17 protein-coding genes are annotated in these 23,585 nt (G+C 70.5%); 6 read left to right on the top strand and 11 right to left on the bottom strand.

What is annotated here, in order from left to right; all coding sequences use genetic code 11:
• The first annotated feature begins 1 nt into the window (after position 1).
• The 4 genes from ACZZZB_RS09435 (at position 2) to ACZZZB_RS09420 (ending at position 4,389) form a co-directional block, all read left to right on the top strand.
• The gene (locus ACZZZB_RS09435; RefSeq protein ID WP_463529528.1) at positions 2-2,119 is read left to right on the top strand and encodes an MMPL family transporter; all 2,118 of its coding nucleotides are present in this window, start codon (positions 2-4) and stop codon (positions 2,117-2,119) included.
• A complete protein-coding gene (locus tag ACZZZB_RS09430; protein WP_463529527.1) occupies positions 2,120-3,145 on the top strand; it encodes a hypothetical protein in 1,026 nt (341 codons plus the stop codon).
• A complete protein-coding gene (locus tag ACZZZB_RS09425; RefSeq protein WP_463529526.1) occupies positions 3,138-3,824 on the top strand; it encodes a 4'-phosphopantetheinyl transferase family protein in 687 nt (228 codons plus the stop codon). Before ACZZZB_RS09430 ends, ACZZZB_RS09425 begins: the two co-directional genes overlap by 8 nt.
• Positions 3,825-3,888: 64 nt before the next feature.
• On the top strand, positions 3,889-4,389 hold the full coding sequence (locus tag ACZZZB_RS09420) for a DUF2087 domain-containing protein (protein ID WP_463529525.1): 501 nt from the start codon (positions 3,889-3,891) through the stop codon (positions 4,387-4,389).
• Between the two features lie 203 nt (positions 4,390-4,592).
• Here the strand turns inward: ACZZZB_RS09420 and ACZZZB_RS09415 are convergent, their stop codons facing one another.
• The 9 genes from ACZZZB_RS09415 to ACZZZB_RS09375 all read right to left on the bottom strand — a co-directional run bounded on the left by ACZZZB_RS09415 (position 4,593) and on the right by ACZZZB_RS09375 (position 19,752).
• On the bottom strand, positions 4,593-6,224 hold the full coding sequence (locus ACZZZB_RS09415) for a beta-N-acetylhexosaminidase (RefSeq protein ID WP_463529524.1): 1,632 nt from the start codon (positions 6,222-6,224) through the stop codon (positions 4,593-4,595).
• Between the two features lie 115 nt (positions 6,225-6,339).
• Positions 6,340-6,690 carry a hypothetical protein gene (locus ACZZZB_RS09410; RefSeq protein WP_463529523.1) on the bottom strand — a complete coding sequence of 117 codons (351 nt, stop codon included), beginning with the start codon at positions 6,688-6,690 and terminating at the stop codon, positions 6,340-6,342.
• 370 nt (positions 6,691-7,060) lie between these two features.
• Complete coding sequence (locus tag ACZZZB_RS09405) at positions 7,061-8,803, bottom strand: DUF5605 domain-containing protein (RefSeq protein WP_463529522.1); 1,743 nt, start codon at positions 8,801-8,803, stop codon at positions 7,061-7,063.
• 89 nt (positions 8,804-8,892) lie between these two features.
• Positions 8,893-11,721, bottom strand: a complete 2,829-nt coding sequence (locus tag ACZZZB_RS09400; RefSeq protein ID WP_191940053.1) for a family 78 glycoside hydrolase catalytic domain — start codon at positions 11,719-11,721, stop codon at positions 8,893-8,895.
• Complete coding sequence (locus ACZZZB_RS09395; RefSeq protein WP_463529521.1) at positions 11,718-14,195, bottom strand: beta-glucosidase; 2,478 nt, start codon at positions 14,193-14,195, stop codon at positions 11,718-11,720. Before ACZZZB_RS09395 ends, ACZZZB_RS09400 begins: the two co-directional genes overlap by 4 nt.
• A gap of 229 nt (positions 14,196-14,424) precedes the next feature.
• Positions 14,425-15,276, bottom strand: a complete 852-nt coding sequence (locus ACZZZB_RS09390; protein WP_426738586.1) for an ATP-binding cassette domain-containing protein — start codon at positions 15,274-15,276, stop codon at positions 14,425-14,427.
• The gene (locus ACZZZB_RS09385) at positions 15,273-17,132 is read right to left on the bottom strand and encodes a dipeptide/oligopeptide/nickel ABC transporter permease/ATP-binding protein (protein ID WP_137242779.1); all 1,860 of its coding nucleotides are present in this window, start codon (positions 17,130-17,132) and stop codon (positions 15,273-15,275) included. Before ACZZZB_RS09385 ends, ACZZZB_RS09390 begins: the two co-directional genes overlap by 4 nt.
• Positions 17,129-18,070 carry an ABC transporter permease gene (locus tag ACZZZB_RS09380; RefSeq protein WP_079704501.1) on the bottom strand — a complete coding sequence of 314 codons (942 nt, stop codon included), beginning with the start codon at positions 18,068-18,070 and terminating at the stop codon, positions 17,129-17,131. The genes ACZZZB_RS09385 and ACZZZB_RS09380 overlap by 4 nt, the downstream gene beginning before the upstream one ends.
• A gap of 161 nt (positions 18,071-18,231) precedes the next feature.
• Positions 18,232-19,752 carry an ABC transporter substrate-binding protein gene (locus ACZZZB_RS09375; RefSeq protein WP_085511321.1) on the bottom strand — a complete coding sequence of 507 codons (1,521 nt, stop codon included), beginning with the start codon at positions 19,750-19,752 and terminating at the stop codon, positions 18,232-18,234.
• A 247-nt stretch (positions 19,753-19,999) separates the two neighbouring features.
• On the opposite strand from ACZZZB_RS09375, the gene ACZZZB_RS09370 reads away from it, so the two are divergent.
• Positions 20,000-20,560, top strand: coding sequence for a TetR/AcrR family transcriptional regulator (locus ACZZZB_RS09370; protein WP_240043986.1), 561 nt, complete (start codon positions 20,000-20,002; stop codon positions 20,558-20,560).
• A 96-nt stretch (positions 20,561-20,656) separates the two neighbouring features.
• On the opposite strand, the gene ACZZZB_RS09365 is transcribed toward ACZZZB_RS09370, so the two are convergent.
• Positions 20,657-21,787 carry a VanZ family protein gene (locus ACZZZB_RS09365; RefSeq protein ID WP_137242776.1) on the bottom strand — a complete coding sequence of 377 codons (1,131 nt, stop codon included), beginning with the start codon at positions 21,785-21,787 and terminating at the stop codon, positions 20,657-20,659.
• Between the two features lie 117 nt (positions 21,788-21,904).
• On the opposite strand from ACZZZB_RS09365, the gene ACZZZB_RS09360 reads away from it, so the two are divergent.
• Entirely contained in the window at positions 21,905-22,504 is a 600-nt protein-coding gene (locus tag ACZZZB_RS09360) for an NAD(P)H-dependent oxidoreductase (protein WP_463529520.1), read from the top strand.
• Positions 22,505-22,675: 171 nt separating this feature from the next.
• Here the strand turns inward: ACZZZB_RS09360 and ACZZZB_RS09355 are convergent, their stop codons facing one another.
• Positions 22,676-23,413 (bottom strand): FadR/GntR family transcriptional regulator, encoded by a 738-nt coding sequence (locus ACZZZB_RS09355; RefSeq protein WP_064295407.1) that lies wholly within the window; start codon positions 23,411-23,413, stop codon positions 22,676-22,678.
• Positions 23,414-23,585: the final 172 nt, after the last annotated feature.

The following is a 23,585-nucleotide window of genomic DNA, read 5'->3' as shown; positions in this document are numbered from 1 at the left end:
GGTGATCACGCTCCTGATCGGCCTGGTGTTCGCGATCGTGGCGGGCATCGCGGGGGCCGACGTCCTCGACAACCTCAAGACGGGCGGGTTCGACGACCCGCAGTCCGACTCCGTGGCCGCAGCGGACGTGCTCGCCGACCGGTTCCCCGGCAGCGACCCGAAACTCGTCCTCGTCGTGGACGTCTCCGACGGACTCGACAGCGCCGCCGGCAGGGAGGCGCTCGACGACATCGTCGGCGCTGTGGACGAGGTGGACGGCGCCAGCGTCACCGGCTCCTACGCCGACTCGGAGCAGCTGCGGAGCGACACCGACCGCGGCGTCGTGCTCGTGGCGCTCGCCGGAGACGAGGACACCGTGCAGCGCGCGACCACCGCGCTCCGCGGGACGATCACCGAGGAGGTGACGCCGGCCACGGTCCGGTTCGGCGGCATCGCGGGGATCAACGACGACCTGAACGCGCAGGTCAAGACGGACATCATCGTCGCGGAGACGATCGCCATCCCGATCACCCTCGTGCTGCTGTTCTTCGCGTTCCGCGGAGTGGTGGCCGCGCTGCTGCCCGTCGGCGTCGCGGGCGTCACGATCCTCGGTTCCCTCGGCCTGCTGAACGTGGTCGCGCAGCTCACCTCGGTCTCCCTGTTCGCGGTCAACCTCGTCACCGCATTGGGCCTCGGACTCGCCATCGACTACTGCCTGCTGTTCCTGACCCGCTATCGGGACGAACGCTCGGGCGGATCCACCGACGAGGAGGCGTTGCGGATCGCTCGGCGGACGACCGGCCGGACCATCGTGTTCAGCGGCGTCGTCGTCGCCGCGGCGCTCGCCACGCTGATGCTGTTCGACCAGTACTTCCTGCGCTCGTTCGCCATCGCGGGACTCGTCATCGTGGCCTGCTCCGTGGTGGGCGCGGTCGTCCTGCTGCCCGCCGCCCTCACCCTCCTGGGTCGCCGGATCGACTGGGGCCGTCTGCGCTCCCGCCGCCCGGCCGGGGCCGAGGGCCGGTTCTGGTACCGGGTGGGCGACCACGCGTATCGCCGTCCGTGGTTGGCGGTGCCCGTGATCGCGCTCCTCATCGCCATGGCCGCGCCGTTCGCGCACGCGGAGTTCGGGGTACCCGATGAACGAGTGCTCCCCGCCGACGCCGAGAGTCGTGTCGTGGCGGACATCATGCGGTCCGACTTCGACGTCGCCGAGGCGGACGCCGTCTCTGTCGTCACCGAGGACTGGGCCGGGACGGACCGAGAGCTCGACGAGTACGCCACCGAACTCTCCTCGATCACGGGCGTCGAGGCCGTCACGACGTCCCTCGGCAGCTTCGTCGACGGACGCCTCGTCGTCCCGGCCGATGCGCGGACGGAGCAGCACTTCCGCGACGGCTCGGCGCTCTGGCTGCAGGTCGCGACCGACGTCGTCCCGTACTCGCCCGAGGGCTCGGAGCTCGTCCGCGACGTCCGCGCGGTGGACCCGGGAGCCGGCTCGACCGTCCTGGTCGGTGGCCTCGCGGCGCAGATGATCGACATCGGAGACTCCATCGCGGCGCGTCTGCCGTTCGCCGCCGCGGCCATCGCGCTCATGACGCTGATCATCCTCTTCCTGTTCACGGGGAGCGTGCTGCTCCCGATCAAGGCATTGGTGCTGAACGTGGTCGGTCTGGTCGGCATCCTGGGCGTCATCGTGTTCCTCTTCCAGGACGGCAACCTGTCGGACGTGCTCGGCTTCACCCCGTCGCCCATCGCCATCTCGATCCCGATCCTGCTGTTCTGCATCGCCTTCGGGCTCTCGATGGACTACGAGGTGTTCCTCCTCGCGCGGATCCAGGAACGGTTTCGTGCCACGGGCGACCTCGCGGAGGCGGTGCGGAGCGGACTCGGCGCGAGCGGCCCGATCATCACGGCCGCGGCGGCGATCCTCGCGGTGTCGTTCTTCGCCATGGCGACCTCCGGGGTGTCGATCATCAAGATGCTCGGCATCGGTACCGGTATCGCGATCCTCATCGACGCCATCCTGATCCGCGGCGTGCTCGTCCCGGTCTTCATGCGCGTCGCCGGACGATACAACTGGTGGGCGCCGCGGTGGCTCGCGGCGATCCACCGCCGCATCGGGATCACGGAGGGCTGAATGGACGCGCGGTTCAGCGGCCTGTCGGCCGATCACGACCTCTCGGCCGATCACGACCTCTCGGCGCTCGTGTCCGAGGCGGCTCGCGCGGCGAACGCCCACAACACGCAGCCGTGGGGCGTGGACCGTCAGGGCGACGAACTCGTCCTCCGCCGGGATCGCACTCGCACCCTCGGCGCGAGCGATCCGCGAGGACGCGACACGATGCTGTCGTTCGGGGCGTTCGTCGAGTCGCTCCTCATCTGCGCGGCGTCGGCCGGTGTCGGACTGGGCTTCGAGGCCTCGACCGGCGCTGACGCGGAGACCGAGGAGGTCGGCCGGTTCTCGCGCCACCCGGAGGGCTACCAGACGCGGTTCTCCTCGGCGGACGTCCGTGGGCGACGTGTCTGGCGAGGGCGATGGCGGGACGGCGCTCCCGGACCCGACCTCCTCCAGGAAGCCGCGGTTGAGACGGAGCGCATGGGCTTCCGGCTCGTCTCCATGCCGACACGGGCCGCGCGCCCGATCCTCGTGCGAGCCAACCGGTGGTTCTTCGGCGAGCAGGCGATCGTCGCTGAGCTCGATCAGTGGACCAGGCTTTCACCAAGACATCCGCGGTACGACGAGGACGGCCTCAACGACGCGATGCTCGTGCTGTCGAAGGTCGAACGAGCCGGCCTGCGGACGCTGATCAGCCCGCGGGTGTTCCGCTCCCTTCGCGGGGTCGGCCTGCCCGGGCTGTTGGCACGGATGTCGGCCACCGCGACCCAGGGCTCCGGCACCGTGCTGGGCGTGGTCGGGCCCACCGGGGCACCACAGGAACTCGCTGCTGGGCGACTGCTCACCCGGCTCTGGCTCGGCTTCCAGGGTCACGGCCTGTACGTGCATCCCCAGAGCGCGCCGCTCGACTGTCCGGAGACCCGGGCCATGCTCGACGAACGCTGGCAGGTCGCCCCGGACGAGCAGCTCGTCGCCTGGTTCCGGGTCGGCATCCCCGCCTCCGACCCCGCGGCGCGCGTGGCGTCCCCGCGTCGGTCGGGTGGCTGAATCCGCAGCCGCGGTGGTCGACGCGCTCCGGATGCAGGTGCCGCCGGGCGTCGTCGTCGCGGCAACCGCCGGCATCGCATCCGGCCCGTTCCGGGCCCGTCCGACTCAGGCTGGTCGCAGCACCGAATCTCACTCGGCGCGCGACTGCGCCGGGGCGGCACTCGCGATGCTCGGCCAGCGCTCCACGGACATCCCGACGGGGGAGGGTGGGCAACCGGTCTGGCCGGCCGGCTTCGTCGGGAGTCTCTCGCACTGCCCCGGTTTCACGATCGCAGCCGTCGGTCACGTCGGTGTCGTGAGCGCCATCGGGATCGACGTCGAGGTGCACCGGCCCGTCCGTCCAGCCGTCGCGGCGACGATCGTCTGCGGGGATGAGGCGTCCATGCTCACGCGACTCGCCTCGAGCCATCCGGCCGTCGCGTGGAGCGCCGTGTTGTGGAGCGTCAAGGAGAGCGTCTTCAAGACGTGGTACCCGCTCACCGGCCGATGGGTCGACTACACGGCGTGTGAGGTGGTGATCCACCCGGATCGGGGCTCGTTCGATGCGCGGGTCGTCCCGCCGGCCGGCCCGACCGCACGTTCGACCGCGCCGCGCACCTTCGCCGGCCGATGGTCGGTGGTGGGCACCCACCTCTGCAGCGTCGTCATCGTCCCGGCCTCGCGGCGACAGGACGGGTGATCGGCTGATCCGGTCGACGCGGGTACCGTTGAGGACGATGTCGTAGACCGCAGGAGGAGGGGCCATGTCGGACGAGGAACGGACGACGACGGACTGGCGTGCACTGGCCGCCGCCCTCGCGAACGACGACGCCCGGACGGTGTACGCGCAACTCGTCCTCGGGCAGGAGCCCGACCTCGGCGCCACCCAGCGTGCTGTGCGACGGGCCGAGCAGAGCGTCCAGACGTTGTCCCGGGTGGGCCTGCTGGACGACGGCGGGCGCGTCTCGGGCGGGGTGTTCCGGGACCTCCTCGCGGCAGCCGCACCGCCGAAGCGCGAAGGGGTCGACCGCTTCCTGGTCGACGGTCGGATCGTGCAGTACCCGTCGAATCCCGACGAACGGCAGGCGCTGTTGCAGCGCGTCGCGGCATCAGTGCTCGAGCCTGGTGAGGTGGTCGACGAAGCCGAGATCAACGAGCGGTTGTCCGCGTTCCACGACGACGTCGCGGTGCTCCGGCGGTACCTCGTCGACGCGCAGCTCGTCGAGCGCACGCGCTCGGGGACCGAATACGCGCTCGTCACCTGAGTCGGCCGCCCTTCGACAGGCTCAGGGACCGGTGCGCGCGACGGCGGCCCTCTTCCGGTCACTGAGCTTGTCGAAGTGCGCACGAGGGGCTTGCGGGGCCCTTCGACAGGCTCAGGGACCGGGTTGGGGGGCTCGGGGACCAGGCGGGAGGCTTAGGGACCGACGGGAGGCTTAGAGACCGGGCGGCAGGCCCGCGGCCGGCGTCAGGCGCGGATGTCCTTCGTGAGCTCCTCCACGAGGGCGGCCCGCTGCTCGCGGGTGGACGGCCGACCCTCGGCGTCGGGACGCTCCTGCCACGGGAACGGTCCCGAAGCGCGGCGGTACTCGACCCCGAGGGCGTCGAGGCGGGCGAGGTGCTGCTGCAGCCGCGCCTCGAAGCCCGCGAGGTCGCGCTCGCGGCCGACCCAGGCGACCTCGGCGAGGGCGCACAGCCGCGGGTATGCCTGGTAGTCGATGACGCGGGCGGAGTCCATGTGCTCGGTCCAGATGTTCGCCTGCACCCCGATGATGTGCTCGGCCTGCGCCTCCGTCAGCTCAGCCGGCACCGGCTCGAAGGTGTACACCTCCGCGACGGTCAGCGGTGGCCCGACCGGGATCGGCTCACCCGGCAGCTCCGACTCGCGGTAATCGAGGTAGACGCGGTCGTCCGGGCAGGCGATGACGTCGTACCCCTGGCGTGCGGCGGCGACCGCACCGAACTCGCCGCGCCATGAAGCGACGGTCGCGTCCTTCGGCAATCCGCCGCCCTCGAGGATCTCGTCCCAGCCGTACAGGCGTCGGCCGGCGGCGGACAGGTGCGCCTCGAGCTGGCGGATGAACCACGCCTGCAGCGCTTCGACGGAGTCGAGCCCGCGCTCGGCCATGAGGGCTCGCGTTCGAGCGCTCGCTGCCCAGCGGGTCTTCTTCGCCTCGTCGCCACCGACGCCGATGAAGGTCGATGGGAAGAGCTCCATGACCTCGTCGAACACGGTGCGGAAGAACGCGACCGTCTCCTCGCCCATGTCGAGGATCGCCTCGTTGATGCCCCACCTCGTCCACACCGACGGCTCGTCCGCGTCCTGCGCCACATCCGGCACGCCCAGCTCCGGGTACGCGGCGATGATCGCTCGCGCATGACCGGGCAGGTCGATCTCGGGGACGACCGTGATGGACCGCTCAGCGGCGTAGGCGACGATCTCGCGCAGGTCGTCCTTCGTGTAGAAGCCGCCGTGCGGGCGGCCGTCGCCGGGCGCGTGCCGCGCTGCGCCGTGCTGGCTCTCGGTCCGCCACCCGCCGACCTCGGTCAGCTTCGGGAAGGCGTCGATCTGGATGCGCCAGCCCTGGTCGTCGGTGAGGTGGAAGTGGAGGACGTTGAGCTTGTGGCGCGCGGCGAGGTCGATGAACCGCAGCACGTCGGACGTGGTGAGGAAGTGCCGTGCCACGTCGAGCATGACGCCGCGCCACCCGAAGCGCGGGGCGTCGTCGATGGTCGTCGCCGGGACGGTCCAGTCGACGCCGGGGACGAGCGCACGGCGGTTGACCGCCGGGGGGAGGAGCTGGGTCAGGGTCACCGCACCGGAGAACGCGCCGGAGGCGTCGGCGGCGACGATGCGCACACCGTCCGCGTCCACCACGAGCCGGTAGCCGCCGGCCGCGACGGTGTCGTCGTGGATGAACGCGATGCTGTCGGTCCGCAGGTCGATCCGTGCGTCGAGGTCGAACCCGGTCGACGTCTGCAGCACCCCGCGCAACCAGCGGGTCGCGGCCGTGAAGCGGCGGTCACCGCCGAGCCCGGTCGTCTCGCTCAGCGTGAAGGCGCCGTCGTGCTGCTGGATGGACACGGGCAGTGGAAGCATCGGTGGTTCTCTCCTCGAGTGCTGATGGGCCGTTCTCAGGACATCTGCGGCGCGGCTGGCCGGGAACCCGGTGACACGCCGGAGGACTCCTGAGAACGGTCCCGGATGGTGGAGGTCAGGACGGGCGGTCGACGAGGGTGGTCAAGCGGTCGGCGATCAGCGTATCCGAGACGACGGTGAGCGGCGACTGTCCGGCCTCGGCGGCGAGCTCGGCGATGCTGCGGCCGACGAGCTCGCGGAGGTCGGGGTGCGACACCTGTGCGATCCGGACGGCGGACCAGTCGACGCGCTCGTGGACCGGCGGCTCGGCGAAGGCGCGTTCGAGTTCATCGACGACGGCGTCGTCACGGAGACGGTCGATGACGGCGTCGCCACCACCGCCGGTCACCCAGGTGGGCAGCAGGGCGGTGAGGGCGGTTCCGCGGAGGACGCCGCCCGGGAGGATGGTGCCGGTGCCGTGATCCATGGGCCGCTCTCCAGTCGTCGGGCGATTGCGCATGTTGCAACGGGGGTTGCGTCAATGCCCGACAACTGTAAAGGGTCCGAACAAACGTGTCAACGGTGTGGGGGCGGGGTCGCGGGGGAGGGTTGCTCGGCACTTCGACAGGCTCAGTGACCGGGGAGGGTGGCGCAGTGACCGGTGGCGGATGGGCCCAGTCAGCGGGGAGGGTTGCTCGGCACTTCGACAGGCTCAGTGACCGGGGGAGGGTGGGCCCAGTGACCGGTGGCCGGTGGGCCAGCGGTCGGGGGAGGGTTGCTCGGCACTTCGACAGGCTCAGTGACCGGGAAGGGTGGGCCCGGTGACCGGACAAGCCGGGCCCGGCGGCCGGGGGCGGCTACTCCACCAGGCGGAGGCGGACCGCCATGAACTGGCGACCGGGCAGGTCGACCCGGACGGTACCGGTGTGGGTGCCGGGGAGGGTCTCGACCGTCATGTTCCAGGTGTCGAGCACGTCCACGTGGAACTCGCCCTCGGGGAGGAAGACGTTGCGGAACCGCGGCCGGTTGAAGCCGAAGTAGCCGATGACGTAGCGGCCGGCGACCCCGCCCCACGGCACGTCCCAGTCGCCGGGCAGCGGGTCGAGGACGCCCGTCGGGGACTCCGCCGTGATGCGTTCCAGGAACGCGATGCGGTCGGGACTCGAACCGATGAGCGGCCCGCCCTTCGACCAGAACAGCTCCTCCCGGTCGTTGAGGTAGGTCTCGCCGTGGCCGACGTAGCCGCCGCGGATCGCACCCTCCCAGAACCGTCGCACCATCTCCTCGCCGGTGATGTTGCCCCAGCCCTGGTCGATGTCGCCCTCGTAGGCGCACTCGTCGATGACGATCGGCTTGCCCCACTGCTCGCGCCAGGCGTCGGTGTTCTCCGCGGTCCGGTAGACGTCGACGCGCTGCACGCTGCAGTGCGTGATCCAGGGCTTCGTGTAGTCGTAGAACCCCTGGCAGTTGTGGATGGAGTTGAGGTGGCCGTGCGGGTCCTCCGCGCCGACGACCGCCGCGAGTCGCTCCCAGTCGTCGTTCGTCTTCGCCCAGAGCAGGTCGTACTCGTTCGCCATCGACCACCACACGTTCGCGAACGCGGCGAGCCGACGGACGGCGTAGCGGAGGTACCGTTCGTCGACGGCCGGACCGAGGTCAGCGAAGCCCCAGCGGTCGTAGGCGTGGAAGAGGATCAGGTCCGCTTCGATGCCGAGCGCGCCGAGCTGGGTGATGCGCCGCTCGAGGTTCGCCCAGTACGCCGGGTCGAAGCGCTCGTGGTCGAACCCGTCGGCGAGCGAGCCGACGAAGGGGAACGTCTCCGGCTCGTTCGCGTTGTAGAGGTACGACTTCGGGAACACGCACATGCGGATCTTCGTGAACGGCGCGGCTTCGAGGGCGCGGAGCGTCTCCTCCTGCAGCTCCTCGGGCTGGTGCGTCCAGGCGTAGGCGGTCGTGCCGAGCGGGCGATGACGGGTGCCGTCGGCGTGGGCGAAGTGGAAGCCGTCGACGCGCACCGGTCCGTGACTGCCCGCCGCCGCGGCCGACACGGTGAACGCGCCCGCGACGCCGTCGAGTGATCGGGCGGTCGAGCTCGTGGTGAACGACCACTCGCCCTGCTCCTCGGCGAGGAGGCGCACCAGGTACCGACCGTCGCCGTCGTAGAACCCGCCGACGGTGAGCTCGCGTGCGCCGTTCGTGAACGTCGCGCCGAGTTCCACGTCGACGAACGGGTTGCCGTGCGACGGCCCGTCCAGCCGGATCTCCACGACGCCGTACTGCGGGACGTCGCCGGGGACCGTCAGGGTCGCCGAGCCGCGCGGGACGTCCTGGCCCTCGTAGTCGGGAGCGGGCTCGATCGCGGCGCCGTAGGGGGCGCGGGCGTCGGGACCGTCGTCGACCTGTGCGAGCGCCGCCCAGAGACGATCCTTCGCCGCGTCGTCCTGCAGCTCCGGCACGATCGCCGACAGCTGCCCGAGCCGGATGCTGCGGAACTGTTTGGCCATCGGCGACGCGGCGATGCCGGGCAGGAACTGCTCGAGGACGGTGCGACCCGCGGGGCTCTCGATGACGTCTCCGAAGGCGGAACTGCGGTCGAACATGGATCTCCTGTGATCAGCCGAGCGGGTCGGCGGCGGGTGCTAGTGGTGCAGGCGGTGCGAGTGTTGCACGTGGAACAGTCGAGCGGGGGTTATCGCGCAACTCCTGGTGCCGGAGTGGCTGCGGCCAGCGCCGCGTCCACCTCGTCGAGCATCGACGGCGGCGTGAACATGAGGAGCTGACGGACGGTCCGACCCCGACTCCACTGGGTGCCGCGGCGGATGTCGTCGGCTTTGGCCTGATCGTGGGCACCCACCGAGCTGAGGAGGGCGTCGTACGCGGCAGGTCGGTCGATGATCTCGGAGAGCGGCGAGTCGAGGCCGAGCGTGATGTCGTCATCGGCACTCGAGCCGGCGTCCGTGACCTCGATCGTCCAGTCGTGGCGACCGGACCCGACGGTCTCCTCGGGGGCACCCGGCAACGCGACCGTCGCCGTCGTGTTCGGCGGCACGACCGCCGACACCCGGAGGGACGACCCTTCGCGTCGCCACGCCACCGATGCCTCGCCGTAGGGGGTGAGGTGTCGGGCCTCGGCGTGGTCGAGTCCGTCGATCGGCCGCGGTGCGATCCGGAGTTCGCGGTAGCCGGGAGCCGCGGGAGCGAGGCCGGCCACGGTGCGGTGCAGCCAGTCGGCGACGGCGCCGAGCGCGTAGTGGTTGAACGAGGTCATCTCACCCGGGTTGACCGAGCCGTCCTCGAGCAGGCTGTCCCAGCGCTCCCAGATCGTGGTCGCGCCCTTGGTGACGGGCGAGAGCCAGGATGGGTTCTCGGTCTGGAGCATGAGGCGGCCGGCCGCGCGGAGGTGTCCGCCGTCGGCGAGCGCGTCGGTGATGAGCGGCGTCCCCACGAAACCGGTACCGATGCGGTAGCCGTCGGCGCGGACGAGGTCGGCGAGGCGGTCCGCGAGGCGTTGCCGCAGGGCGGGGTCGTCGACAAGGCCGAACCGTAGGGCCAGGGCGTACGCGGTCGGTGCATCGGACATCATCCGGCCGGCGGGCGTCACGTACTCGGCGGTGAAGGCCGCCCGACTCCGCTCGGCCAGTTCGCCGTACCGCTCGGCGTCCGCCGTCTCACCGAGGAGCCGGGCGGTGTCGGTGAGGATCCGGAGGGATCGCGCGTGATAGGCGCTCGCGACGATGTCCGAGTCGACCCTGGCCTTCGCTGGCTGGTCCGGCGGCGCGCTCGGGTCGAGCCAGTCGCCGAGCTGGAAGGTGTTCGACCAGAGACCGTCGGTGCTCACCCGGAGGACGGCCTCCACCCAGGAGCGCATCGACGGGTACTGCTCGCGCAGGATCCCGAGGTCGCCGTAGCGCTCGTGGAGCACCCACGGCACGACGGTCGCGGCGTCGCCCCAGGCTGCGGTCGGCCCGCCACCGGCGAATCCGGACAGCGCGGCCGGGACCACCATGGGGACGACACCGTCCTGGTGTCCCTGCTCGAGTGCGAGGTCGCGCAGCCAGGAGTCGAGGAAGGCGGAGCTGTCGTAGAGGAAGCTCGCGGTCGGGGCGAAGACCTGCAGGTCACCCGTCCAGCCGAGCCGTTCGTCGCGCTGCGGGCAGTCGGTCGGGATGCTCAGGAAGTTGCCGCGCATGCCCCAGACGACGTTCTCGTGGAGGCGGTCGAGCAGCTCGTGCGAGGAGGAGAACCATCCCGTGCGCGTGAGGTCGCTGTGGAGGACGACGGCGGTGACCGACGCCGGGTCGAATGCGCCCGGCCAGCCGTCGATCTGCGCGTAGCGGAAGCCGTGGAAGGTGAAGCGCGGCTCGATCGTCTGCTCGCCGTCGCCCGAGAGCGTGACGTGGTCGGTGGCCGCGGCGTTGCGGAGGGGACGCAGGGCGAGTTCGCCCTCGTCGAGGACCTCGGCGTGCCGGAGCGTGAGCGTCGTGCCCCGCGGGCCGGCGACGGTGAGCCGGAGGCGGCCGACGAGGTTCTGGCCGAAGTCGAGGATGGTCGCGCCCGACGGCGAGGTGAGCACCTCCGCCACCGCGCGCTCCTCGATGCGACGGACAGGCGCGGCGATGCGGGCCTCCGGCACCGGGTGCGCAGCGTCGTCGACGAGGGCAGGGGCCCAGGTGGACGCGTCGAACGCCGTCGTCGACCAGCCGGGTTCGGCCAGGGTGGTGTCGATCGCTTCGCCGGCGTAGATGCCGCTGTCGACGAGCTCGGCACCGTCGGCCGCCGACCAGCTCGCATCGGTGACGAGCGTCTCCGTCGTCCCGTCGAGGTAGTCGAGCTGCAGCTGGGCGGCGAAGCGTGGCTGGTCGCCGTAGATCCGCTCGGCGAACTGGAAGAACCCGTAGCGCTCGGTGTACCAGGCGCCGGCGACGGTCGCGGCGAGGACGTTCTCGCCCGGCTCGACGAGCGCGGTGACGTCGACGGTCTCGTGCACGAGGCGGTCGCCGTAGGCGGTCCAGCCGGGAGAGAGGACGTCCTCCGAGGTAGAAACCCCGTTGAGCTGCGGTTCGGCGGCACCGAGCGCGGTCCAGAACAGCCGGGCGCGACGGACGGGCCCGCCGACCGTGAAGGTGCGGCGCACCCGGATCGGCTGCGCCGGACGCTCGGGCGCCGCGAGACCGATGAAGTGGGCGGTCCAGGCTCCGTCGGCGAGGAACGCGGCCTCGACGACGGTCGGCTCGCTCCAGGGGGTCTCCTCACCCGCGGTCGACGCGGCACGGACCTCGACGGTGCGCACCTCGTCCGGCGCGAGTGGTGGGAACGGCCAGGAGACGAGGACGGAGTCGCGGCCCTCGACACGCGCCGTGGCACCACTGCCGTCCCGGAGCTCGGCCCAGGCCTGCACCCAGTCGGAACCCGAGGTCTCGACGGTCCAGCTCAACCGAGGCGTCGGCGTCGCGACCGCGGGGCTGTCGTCCCGGGTCCCCGCCCGCAGCCGGCCGATCCGCGCGACGTGCGCGGTCATCGGGAGGTCCCGGCCGCGATGGTGACGACGTGCTCGTCCACGAGGTCGACGACGGACGACCCGATCCGGAGCGTGACGTCGCCTGGCTCGACCTGCCAGCCGTCCGCCCAGTGGGCGAAGACCCGGGCCGGCAGCGCGACCTCCCAGGCGACCGATTCGCCGGCGCCCGCGCGGACGACGGCCGATCCGACGAGCCAGCGCACGGGGCGGTCGACCGAGGAGTCCGGTCGCTCCGCGTACACCTGCACGACGTGCTTGCCGGCGCGGTCGCCGGTGTTCGTCGCGGTCCCGGAGACGCGGGCGTCACCGGAAGCGACGTCACCCGAGACCTCGCCACCGTCGATGGACCAGCTCGTGTACCCGAGCCCGTGGCCGAACCAGTAGGCGGGCGTGGCACCCGAGCGGAGCCACGCGCGGTAGCCGATGTGGATGCCCTCCTCGTAGCGGAGCACGCCGTCCATCGGGGTGACGTCGAGCACCGGGACGTCGTCGAGCGCCGCAGCCCAGGTGGTGCTCAGACGACCACCGGGTTCGGCGACACCGAGGAGCACGTCGGCCAGGGCGTTGCCCATCTCCTGTCCGCCGAACCAGCCGAGGAGCACGGCGGCGACCTCGTCGCTCCAGGGGAGCAGGACCGGGGCGCCGGAGTTGACGATCACGACGGTGCGCGGGTTCACGGCGGCGACGGCGCGGACGAGCTCGTCCTGACGGCCAGGGAGGGTGAGGTCGCTGCGGTCCCAGCCCTCCGATTCGACCTTCGAGTTCGTGCCGACGACCACGACGGCGACATCGGCCGCGCGGGCCGCCTCGACCGCCTGGGCGATGAGGGCGTCGGGGTCGGAGTCGTCGGGAGCGCGACCGACGGTGACGCTGATCGCGCCGAGACCGTTCTCGCTCGGGGAGAGGTCGAACTCCGCGCGGAGTTCGACGGCGACGTCGGCCTGGGCGGCGAACGCCCCGGTCGCCGACGGCGGGGCGAGCAGCGCCGCGCCGAGGTCGTTCCCGACGACCACGGGTTGCTCGTCGACGAGGAGGACGCCGTCGACGAAGAGTCGGCCGTGGAGCCCCGTGGCGAAGCCGAGTCGCAGTTGCTCGGTGGCCTCCGGCGTGTAGGTGGTGGTGAGCACGAGCTGCGACGCCGTGGTGACCGGGGCGTCGCCGCCGAACCAGACGAGCGCGGTGGACCGGCGGTCCTCGGTGAAGAGTTCCGCGCCGTCGGCATCGAGGAACGTGGCGACGAGACCGGTGTCACCCGTGCGCGGGTTGGTGAGGCGCTCGAGCGGGAGTTCGGCGACGCCCTCCTGCACGATCGCGCCGACGGCGTAGTCGATCGTCGCCTCGGGGAGCGCGAGTCGGAGTCCCTCGAGTGGGCTGACGGTGTGCTCGGGGAGGACCGTGGCGCTGCCGCCGCCCTGGGTGCGCGAGTCGCGGGCGTTGTGCCCGATGACGGCGACGCGGGTGAGCGTGGCGGCGTCGAGGGGCAGGGTGCCGTCGTTGTCGAGCAGCACGACGCCCGCGGTCTCGGCCTCGCGGGAGAAGGCGACCCCGTCGACCGGGGCCGGCGCCAGCGCTTCCTCGCCGAGGGCACCGACGCGGACCGCGAGCGCGAGGAGCCGGGCGACCTTGCGGTCGACGTCGGCTTCGGCGACGCGGCCGTCGCGGACGGCCTCGACGAGGGTCGCGCTCCATGCGGGAGCAGGGCCGGGCATGGCGAGGTCCTGCGACGCCGGTGCCGAGCCGAGGCTGCGGACGCCGGTCCAGTCGCTGACGACGACGCCGTCGAAGCCCCACTCCGAGTTGAGCGGCGTCTCCAGGAGGTCGTTCTCGCTCATCGTGACGCCGTCGACGGAGTTGTAGGCGCTCATGATGGCCCAGGTGCCGGCCTCGGTCACCGTGCGCTCGAACGGTGCGAGATAGAGCTCGCGGAGGGCACGCTCGCTCGCATGCACGTCGACCGTGAAGCGGTCGGTCTCGGAGTCGTTGGCGACGTAGTGCTTGGGGGTCGCGGCGACGCCGTTGTCCTGCAGGCCGCTGACGTAGGCGGCCGCGAGCGATCCGGTCAGCTCCGGGTCCTCACTGAACGCCTCGAAGTGCCGCCCGCCGAGCGGGGAACGGTGGAGGTTGATGGTCGGGCCGAGGACGACGTCGACGCCCTTGCGGCGGGCCTCGGCCGCGGCGACGGCGCCGTATCGGTAGGCGAGCGACGGATCCCACGATGACGCCAGCGCGGTCGCTGACGGGAGGTTGATCGACGGCGAGCGCTCGTCCCACAGTGGACCGCGGACGCCGGCCGGGCCGTCGGACAGGACCATGGCGCGGAGGCCGATCTTCTCGAGCGGGACCGTGGTCCAGAAGTCGGCACCGGAGACGAGCGCGACCTTCTCCTCGAGGTCGAGCCGGGCGACGAGGGCGTCGATCGCCGCGGTGTCGACGGGCTTCGTGACGGCGGCGTGCCGGGGAGTGGTGATGGTCATGCGATGTGGGTCCGTTCTGGGGTGGCCCTTCGACAAGCTCAGGGACCGGATGGTGGGTCTCAGGGACCGGATGTGGGTCTCAGGGACCGGATGTGGGCCCTTCGACAAGCTCAGGGACCGGATGGGGGTCTCAGGGACCGGATGTGGGTCTCGGGGACCGGTTGGTGTGGGTGGTGCGCCCGGCCGGCCAGGTTCCTGGCCCCGGCCGACCGGGCGGTCGAAGCGACGGTCAGGCGGCGGACTCCGCCGCACGCTGCTCGTCGATGAGGCGGCGTCGCTCCACCCGGCGGTCCTCCTGGCGGTCCGGGTCGGGGATCGGTGCCGCCATGAACAGGCGCTGCGTGTAGGGATGCGCCGGGTGCGCCGTCACCTGGTCGCCGTCGCCGGACTCGACGATCTCGCCGTGGTACATGACCGCCACGCGGTGGCTGATGTGCCGGACGACCGCGAGGTCGTGCGAGATGAACAGGTAGGCGACGCCCGTCTGCTCCTGGATGTCGATGAAGAGGTCGAGGACCCGCGCCTGCGTCGACAGGTCGAGGGCCGACACGGGCTCGTCGCACACGATGAGCTTCGGATCGAGGGCGAGCGCCCGGGCGATCGCGATGCGCTGCCGCTGGCCGCCCGAGAACTCCCGGGGGAGCCGTGAGGCCGCGCCGGTCGGCAGCTGCACCTGGTCGAGCAGGGATCCGACGCGCTTGCGGGCGTCGGCACCGGAGACACCGCGGACGGTGAGCGGCTCGGTGAGGATCTGCTCGATCGTGAGCGAGGGGTTGAGCGAGGAGTACGGGTCCTGGAACACGACCTGGATCTCCGAACTCAGCGCTCGGCGCTCCTTGCGCTTCAACTGCCCGATCTCCTGGTCGCGGTAGCGGATGCTGCCGCCGGTGACCGGGGCGAGGCCCAGCACGGCGCGACCGAGCGTGGTCTTGCCGGAGCCGGACTCGCCGACGAGACCGACGGTCTCACCGGGCTTGATGTCGATCGACACCCCCTTGAGCGCCTTGAACGACTGGGCACGGAACCCCTTGCCCGGGTACTCGACTTCGAGGTCCTTCACCTCGAGCAGTGACGACGTCATCGGGTCTCTCCTGTCAGGTTCGTCGCGAGTGCCGGTCGGGCGGGACCCTCGTCGAGGATCGCGCCGAGCAGTGACTGCGTGTACGGGTGCTGTGCGTGGTTGAAGATCGAGCGCACCGGCCCGGTCTCCACGATGAGGCCGTTCTGCATGACCGAGACCCGGTCGCAGAGGTCGGCGACCACACCGAAGTTGTGCGTCACGAGGAGCATCGCCATGTGGCGCTCCGCCTGGAGGTCGCGCAGCAGGTCGAGGACCTCCGCCTGCACGGTCACATCGAGGGCGGTGGTGGGCTCGTCGGCGATGATGATGTCCGGGTCCGTCGAGACGGCGCCGGCGATGAGCACACGCTGCGCCATACCGCCCGAGACCTCGTGCGGGAACGCGGCGAAGGTGCGCTTGGGGTTCGGGATGCCGACCCGCTCGAGCAGTGCGAGCGCCTTGTCCGTCGCCTCCTTCTTGCTGAGGCCGAGGGTGACGCGCAGGGGTTCGACGAGCTGGCTGCCGATCGTGAACGCCGGGTCGAGGTTCGACATCGGCTCCTGCGGGATGTAGCCGATGCGCTTGCCGCGGATGGCCGTGTACTCGCGCTCCCCGAGGGTGTCGAGTCGGGTGCCCTCGTAGCGGATCGTGCCGTCGGTGACCCGCCCGCCGCGCGGTAGGAGCCCGAGGACACCCCATGCGGTCTGGGTCTTGCCCGAGCCGGACTCACCGATGAGGCCGTGGACCTCGCCCTTGCGGATGTCGAGGTCGACGCCGTGGACGACCTCGGTGACCCGGCCGCCCTCCTGGTCGTAGCCGACGCGGAGGTCGCGGACGCTGAGGACGAGCTCCTCGGCGCGAGCGGAGGCGCGGGCGTCGTCGTCGTGGCGGATGGGTGGGACGCCGACGATCTCGTCCTCGCTGATCCCGGAGGTGCTGATCGACTGCGTGACGATCGTGTTGGAGCCCGTCTTCGACGTCGTCACGATCTTGCGACGGCGCCGACGGACGGACACGGTGCGCTCGAGCTCGTCGCGCATCGCGTTGGCGAGCAGGGTGAGCGCGATGCAGGTGAGTGCGATCGCGAGCGACGGCCAGACCATGAGGATCGGTGCCTTGTAGATGTTCGTGAAGCCGTCGTTGAGCATCGACCCCCAGGTCGGCACCGACAGGTCGCCGAGACCGAGGAACTCGAGGCCGGACTGGATCGCGATGGCGATGCCCGCGATGATCGCCGACTGGATGATGATCGGTGCGCGGACGACGGAGAGGATGTGCTTGCCGATGATGCGCGGGTCGCTGAGGCCCGAGACCCGGGCGGCGTCGACGTAGAGTTCCGAGCGGACGGCCGTGACCGCCGCGTAGACGAGGCGGAAGTAGGAGGGCGAGAGCAGGATGCCGAAGATCGCCATCGAGATCCAGACCGACGGGCCGAGGACGGCGCGGGCGGCGAGGAGGACGACGATGCCGGGCAGCGCCATGATGAGGCCCGTGAACCAGGACGACACGGAGTCGAACCAGCCCTGGTAGTACCCGGCGATCAGTCCGGCGACGACCCCGATGACGATCGCGACGACGAGGGCGAGGAGCGCTGCGGCGACGCTGATCTGGGTGGCGGCGAGCAGCCGGGAGAACACGTCGCGCCCGGCGCTGTCCGCTCCGAGGAGGTGGTCGGCGCTCGGAGGCGCCAAGACCTGCTGCAGGGACGCGAGGTTCGGGTCCTGCGGGGCGATGAGCGGTCCGAGGATCGCGACGACCCCGATGAGCACGAGGAACACGAGGGACGCGGCGCCGATCGGGCGCTTGAGGAGCCGACGCAGGAGGTTGACGCGGACCTGCGGGGTCGGGACGGTGAGCGGGGTTTCGATGGCGGTCATGACAGTCGCACCTTCGGGTTGAGCGCAGCCTGCGCGAGGTCGATGAGCAGGTTGACGACGACGACGATGATGGCCGTCGCGATGACGACCCCCATGACGATGGGGATGTCGCCCTGGGTCGTGGCCTGCACGGCGAGCTGACCGATGCCCGGGAGGGCGAAGATCTGCTCGATGATGACGGCGCCGCCGAGGAGGCCGATGAACTGCACGGCGAGGACGGCGAGGGCCGGGCCGCCGGCGTTCCGCAGCACGTGCTTGTAGATGACGCGGCCCGTGCCGAGCCCGCGACTGCGGAGCGTCCGGACGTAGTCCTTCGACATCGCGTCGACGACCGAACCGCGCACCTGCTGCGAGACCGTCGCGATGGCACCGATCGCGAGGGCGATGATCGGCAATGTCACCGAGGCGACCCAGCCGGAGAAGGACGTGGTGATCGGGATGTACCCGGTGGCCTTGAACAGGCGGAGGTTGATCGCGAAGGTGATGACGAGCACGAGCGCGATGAGGAAGCTGGGGATCGCGAAGCCGATGACGGAGATGAACTGGACGACGTTGTCGATCCATCCACCGCGACGGGCGGCGAGGACACCGAGGATGACGGACACGATCGCGGCGATGATGGTCGCGCCGAGCACGATCGAGAGGGTGACGGCGAGGCGGCCGGTGACGCCGGAGGAGACGAGCTGGCCGGTGAACCACGAGCGGCCGAGGTCGCCCTGGAAGGCGGAGGTGATCCAGTCGAAGTACTGCACCGGCAGCGGGCGGTCGAGGCCGAGTTCAGCCGCCTTCTTCGCGACGGTCTCGGTGGTGGCGCTCTGGCCGAGGATCCGGCGGGCGATGTCGCCGCCGCCGAGGTAGAGGAGGGAGTACGCGATCACGGAGATCACGAAGATGAGGACGACGCCGGACACCAGGCGTCTGAGGATGAATCCGAGCATGGGTCACTCCAGGAAGTGGGTGAGTGAGGGGTGTTGGGGCCGGCCCGTCCGAGCGCTGGGCACTCGGGCGGGCCGGGGTCGAACCGACGTGCAGCCGGCCGGTCCCGGTCCCTTGAGCCGGTCGACGGGCGAACCCCTCGACCGGCTCAAGGATCAGCGGACTACTTCGGCTGGATGTCGTAGATGGACGGGTACGCGTTCGTCGGGATCATCTTGACGGTCGTGTTGGCGTCCGTCGCGAAGCTGCCCTGCACCCGGTAGAAGGGGGCGAACCAGGCCTGCTCGACGATGTAGGCGTTGAGTTCCTTGGCGACCTTGCCCTGCGTCGCCTCATCGCCGTACTGGATCTGCTTGATGTACTCGTCGACCTTCGGGTCGTCGTACTTGAAGGGGTTGAAGACGGCGTTCGGGGCGATCATGAACTGGATGAGCTGCCAGTCCGGGTTCTGCTCCAGCGCCATGAAGGAGACGGGGAACTTCGGGGCCAGGAGGTCGGCGATGAAGTTGTTGCCCGGGTCCGTGTACTCGGCGGTGATGCCGACGTCGGCCAGCTGCTGCGAGATCAGCGTGTAGGTGGTGGCGCCGAGCACCGTGGAGGACGGCATCGAGAGCGTCAGGCCGTCGGCGTAGCCCGCCTCGGCGAGCAGTTCCTTGGCCTTCTCGGGGTCGTAGCCGTAGCGGTCGTCGAGCGACTTGTCGTAGGCGGGGGAGTTCTCCGGGAAGACCTGACCCGTGACCGTGCCGTTGTCGTTCTGCAGCGCCTTGAGCAGCGCCGGGCGGTCGAACGCGTAGTTGATGGCCTGGCGGACGCGGACGTCGGCGATCGCCGGGTTCATCGTGCCGGCGCGGTCGAGGAGCAGCATGCCCTGGAAGTCGAGCTCGTTGGCGTTGACGGTCCAGCCGGCGCCCTCGACCTCGGCGAGGTTGTCGTTGTTGGCGAGCTTGATGCCGTTGACCTCGCCCGACTTGACGGCGTTGAGGCCGGCGGTCGCGTCCTGCAGGACGTTGATGGTCAGCTTGTCGTAGTGCTGCCAGTCCTTGTTCCAGTAGTCGGGGTTCGCGGTGTAGCTGTAGCTCGTGCCGGTGACGGTCGCGGCCGTGTCGAGCACGTACGGCCCGGAGCCGACCGGGTTGGTGGCGAGGTCGGGGCTGTCGAACGACTCGGCGCTGGCGATCAGGCCGGGGTCGCGGGTGAGGTAGTTGAGCATGGCCGGGTCGGGTGCGCTCAGGGTGATGACGACGGTGGTGTCGTCGGGTGCCTCGACGGAGGCGACGCCCGCGAAGTAGCCGGCGTCGGGGGAGGTGCCGGTCTTGAAGCGCTCGAGGTTCTGCTTGACGACGTCGGCGGTGAGCTTCGACTTGTCGGTGAAGGTGACGTCGTCGCGGATCTTGAGCGTCAGGACGGTGTTGTCGTCGTTGTACTCGTAGGAGGTCGCGAGCGACGGGACGATCTCGCCGTCGGCGGTGGCGACGAGCAGGGTGTCGAAGACGGCCTGGTAGAAGGGCGAGCGGTTGCCCCACTCGGAGCCGGCCGGGTCGAACGTGGTGGGGGGAGTGATCGCACCCAGGATCAGGGTGCCACCGGAGCCGCTGTCAGAGCCGGAGGTGCTACCGGAGCATCCGGTGAGCACGAGTGCAGCAGCGGTGACCGCGACGGCTGCGGTCGTCTTCCATCGGAACATCTTTGTCCATTCGCTGTGAGCAATCCCTCATCGGATCGCTGGTGATTGAGGACGCTAGCATGAAACCCGAGTGGTCACTAGCTTTTTGTTTTCGACCATGTCACAGTTGGATCACGACCAGGCCGCGGCGTTCGACGGGGAACGCGCTATCGTGAAGCCGTCCGAAGGGGGAGGTCGTCCGATGACATCGGTCAAGACCGGGAACAAGCCGCAGGGGAAGCCCCGCGGTGCATATGCGAAAACCGGTATGAAGCGCGTCGCGATCCTCGACGCCGCGCTCGCCGTCTTCGCCAACGGGGGATACCGCGCGGGTTCGCTTCGGGAGGTGGCCGCGCAGGTGGGGATGAGCGAGGCAGGACTCCTGCACCACTTCCCGAACAAGAGCGCGCTGCTCGCCGCCGTGCTCTCCCACCGCGACGACCTCTCGGCGACGCTCGTTCCGATGGACGGCGACGACCCGATCGAGACGCTCCGGGGGTTGGTCGCACTCGCCCGGTACAACGCTTCCGTGCCCGGCGTGGTCGCGCTCTACTGCACGCTCTCGGCGGAGGCGACGTCGCCCGACCACCCGGCGCACGACTACTTCGTCGAGCGCTACGAGGGCACACGCGGGCGGCTCGAGCGCACCTTCGGGCTGCTCGTCTCCGCAGGACGGGTGCGGGCCGACTTCCCCACCACCAGCGCGGCCTTCATGACCCTCGCGCTCATGGACGGCCTGCAGGTGCAGTGGCTGCTCGCACCGGAGTCGGTCGATATGGCGGACGAGCTCCACGCCTTCCTGTCGGGGCTCCTCGGCGCCGAGCTGTAGCGGCCGAGCGGTCGGCGCGGCAGCAGGAGATCCGCCCGGTGGCAGGAGCCTCTGGGCGAGTGCGTCCTGCTCCGGCGTTGATCTCCTGCTGTCGCGCTACGGCGTGGTCGTGCGGGCGTCGCGCAGGTCCGCGCCGACGGAGACGTACGAGACGCCGCGGCGGTGCCGGGTGAACGGTACGGAGACGACGGCCGTGGTGACGATGATGAAGCTGAGGATCCCGATGATCCCGACGATCGTCTGGGTGAGGCCGCTCGTGGCGTCGGGTATCTGCGCGGCGGTCGTCGTGGCGATGTACGGCAGGGCCACGACGGACCCGCGGTAGAGGCGCCGCGCCGCCGATCCGCGTCCGTCCGGCCACTGCGGAGCGAGCCAGACGAGGCGTTGCCCGAGCGACGCACCGCTCCCGATGAGCGCCGGCAGCACGATCACGAGGACGACCGTGCCCGCACCGATGCTGAGCACCTCGGGCAGCGTCGGGTCGTTGGCGGTCCCGGTCGCACCCGTGAGCAGGACGCGTGGGACGACGAACACGAGCGACAGCACCGTGATCGAGAGGTTCACGGCGAACGCGTCGAGCACCATGCCGAACCAGCGTCGCCAGACGGTGATGGGTCGCGCCCGGTCGCGAGTGGCACGAAGGGCTCGCGCGCTCGGCATCCACCCGAGGACGATCGGAGCGATGAGTGCTCCGATCGCGGCACCGGCCGTGTTCGTGATCACGTCGTCGACGTCGGCCACCCGGTAGGCGCATTCGTACAAGCCCCAGATGCCCGTGTACTGCGTCGACTCGATCAGGAGGGAGACGAGCGCCCCGAGCAGAATGGAGACACCGAGCCCGCGGTTCCAGTACCGCCGCGCGATGGCGCCGAACGGGATGAACAGGATCACGTTCAGGACGACCTGGAGGAACGCGTGGCTCGTCAGGGTGCTCAGGACGGAGAGCCCGGCGGTCTCTCGTGCGATGTCCCCGATCGAGTGCCCGGGGATCAGCTCGAGCGCGCCGTGGGCCGTGCTGCAGTTCGCGCGCTCGTCCGGCAGTGGCAGCAGCGTGTACGCCACGAGGGCCACCGCGTAGACACTGACCGCCGCAGCGCCGATCACCCGGGGGAGTGACATCTGGCCGTAGCGACGGAGCTGCACGAGGAGGATCGGGCCGAGGACGGCGAAGAAGATCAGCGTGCCGCCGACGAGTCCGACCCACGCCTGCCATGTCCATCCGCTCATTCCGACAACTGTAGGGCGCTCGCCGCGCCGTCGGCATCAGTCGGCGGACGGACCCCGGTCATCCTGCGGAGGGTGCCGAACGGCTGATCCTGCGTCCGATGCAGGCGATGATGGAGTGTGCCGACGCTCATCGTGACCACCCATCCCGACCCCGACTCCCTCACCCATCACCTCGCCCAGCGGCTTGCCCAGGAGCTGCGATCGACCTCGGACTCGACCAGCGTCGAGGTCGCGGACCTGGCTGCGGAGGGCTTCGACCCGCGGTACACGCTCGCCGACCGCCACACCTACCGCGTCGGCGGTGACTTCACCGTGGACGTGGCCGCCGAGCAGGAGCGGCTCGACCGGGCCACCGACCTCGTGCTCGTCTTCCCGGTGTACTGGTGGTCGGCGCCCGCACTCCTCAAGGGCTGGTTCGACCGCGTGTTCGTCAATGGCTGGGCGTTCGGCCTCGACGCGGACGGCGGGATCGTCCGGAAGCTCGACCGCCTGCGCGTGCACCTCGTGCCGATCGCTGGTGACGACGCCGGGGTGTACGACCGCCACGGCTACGAGCAGGCGATGCGGACGCAGCTCGAACACGGCATCGTCGACTTCTGCGGCGCTCGCCGCGGCGTGACGACCTTCGTCCACGACTCGGAGGGCGAGGATGCCGATGCGCGGACGCGGGCGGTGGAGGCCGCGGTGGACGCGGTCGTCGGAGCGATCCGCGCCTGACCGCCCTTCGACAAGCTCAGGGACCGGACCCGGTCACTGAGCCGAACCCCGGTCACTGAGTAGCCCCCTCCGGTCACTGAGCTTGTCGAAGTGCGGCCCCGGACGGGATCCAGTCTCTGAGCCGAACCCCGGTCACTGAGCCGAACCCCGGTCACTGAGCCTGTCGAAGTGCTACGCCGTGAGGGTGCGGTTGAGGCGCTCGGTCGCGGTGTCCATGTGGTGCTGCATCGCGGCCGTGGCCGCGGCGGGGTCGCCCGACATGATCGCCTCGTAGACGGCCTCGTGCTCCTCGAAGGCGCGCTGTGCGTCGACGTCCTCGTGGATGCCGCGCTCCACCCAGATGCGGAGCAGCGAGCGGATGCTCTGCAGGAGGTCGGACAGCACGCGGTTGCCGGTGGCCGAGGCGAGCTCCAGGTGGAACTTGAGGTCGGCTTCGATGAACTTGGTGCGGTTGGCACCCGCCTCGCTCATCGCGGTGAGGTGGTTGCGGAGCCGGTTGCGCGCCATGTCGTCCATGCGCGTCGCGGCGAGGCCGGCGGCGAAGACCTCGAGCTGCCCGCGCACCTCGATGAGTTCGCGGGTCCGTGGTTCGCCGAGCATGAGGCCCCAGCTGAGCGTCTCGGGGAGGAGCTCGGAGACACTGCCGCGGAGGTAGGTGCCGCTGCCCGGGCGGACGTCGACGACGCCGAGGATCTCGAGCGCCGCGAGTGCCTCGCGGACGGCTGAGCGCCCGATGCCGAGGGACGCGGCGAGCTGACGTTCCGGTGGGAGGCGGGTCCCCGGGGCGATCTCGCCGCTGGTGAAGTGGTCGAGCAGGCGCTTCGCGACGGCGGAGACGGCGGATCCCACGGCGACCGGTCCGAGGCTGGACGAGATGTCGTCGGTCGGCCGATCCGGGAACGCAGGCATGGGTTCACTGTATCGCGGCCCTTCGACAAGCTCAGGGACCGGGAGGGGTGCTTCAGGGACCGGGAGGGGTGCTTCAGGGACCGGGTGGGGTGCTTCAGGGACCGGGAGGGGTGCTCGGGGGACCAGCGATGCTTGAATTGGTCAACCGGTTGATGTATCGTTCATTCCGGTC

Source organism: Plantibacter sp. AC185 (assembly GCF_979258065.1).
Note: the sequence above shows the minus strand (reverse complement) of the source record. Positions and strands in the feature narration are given on the sequence as shown.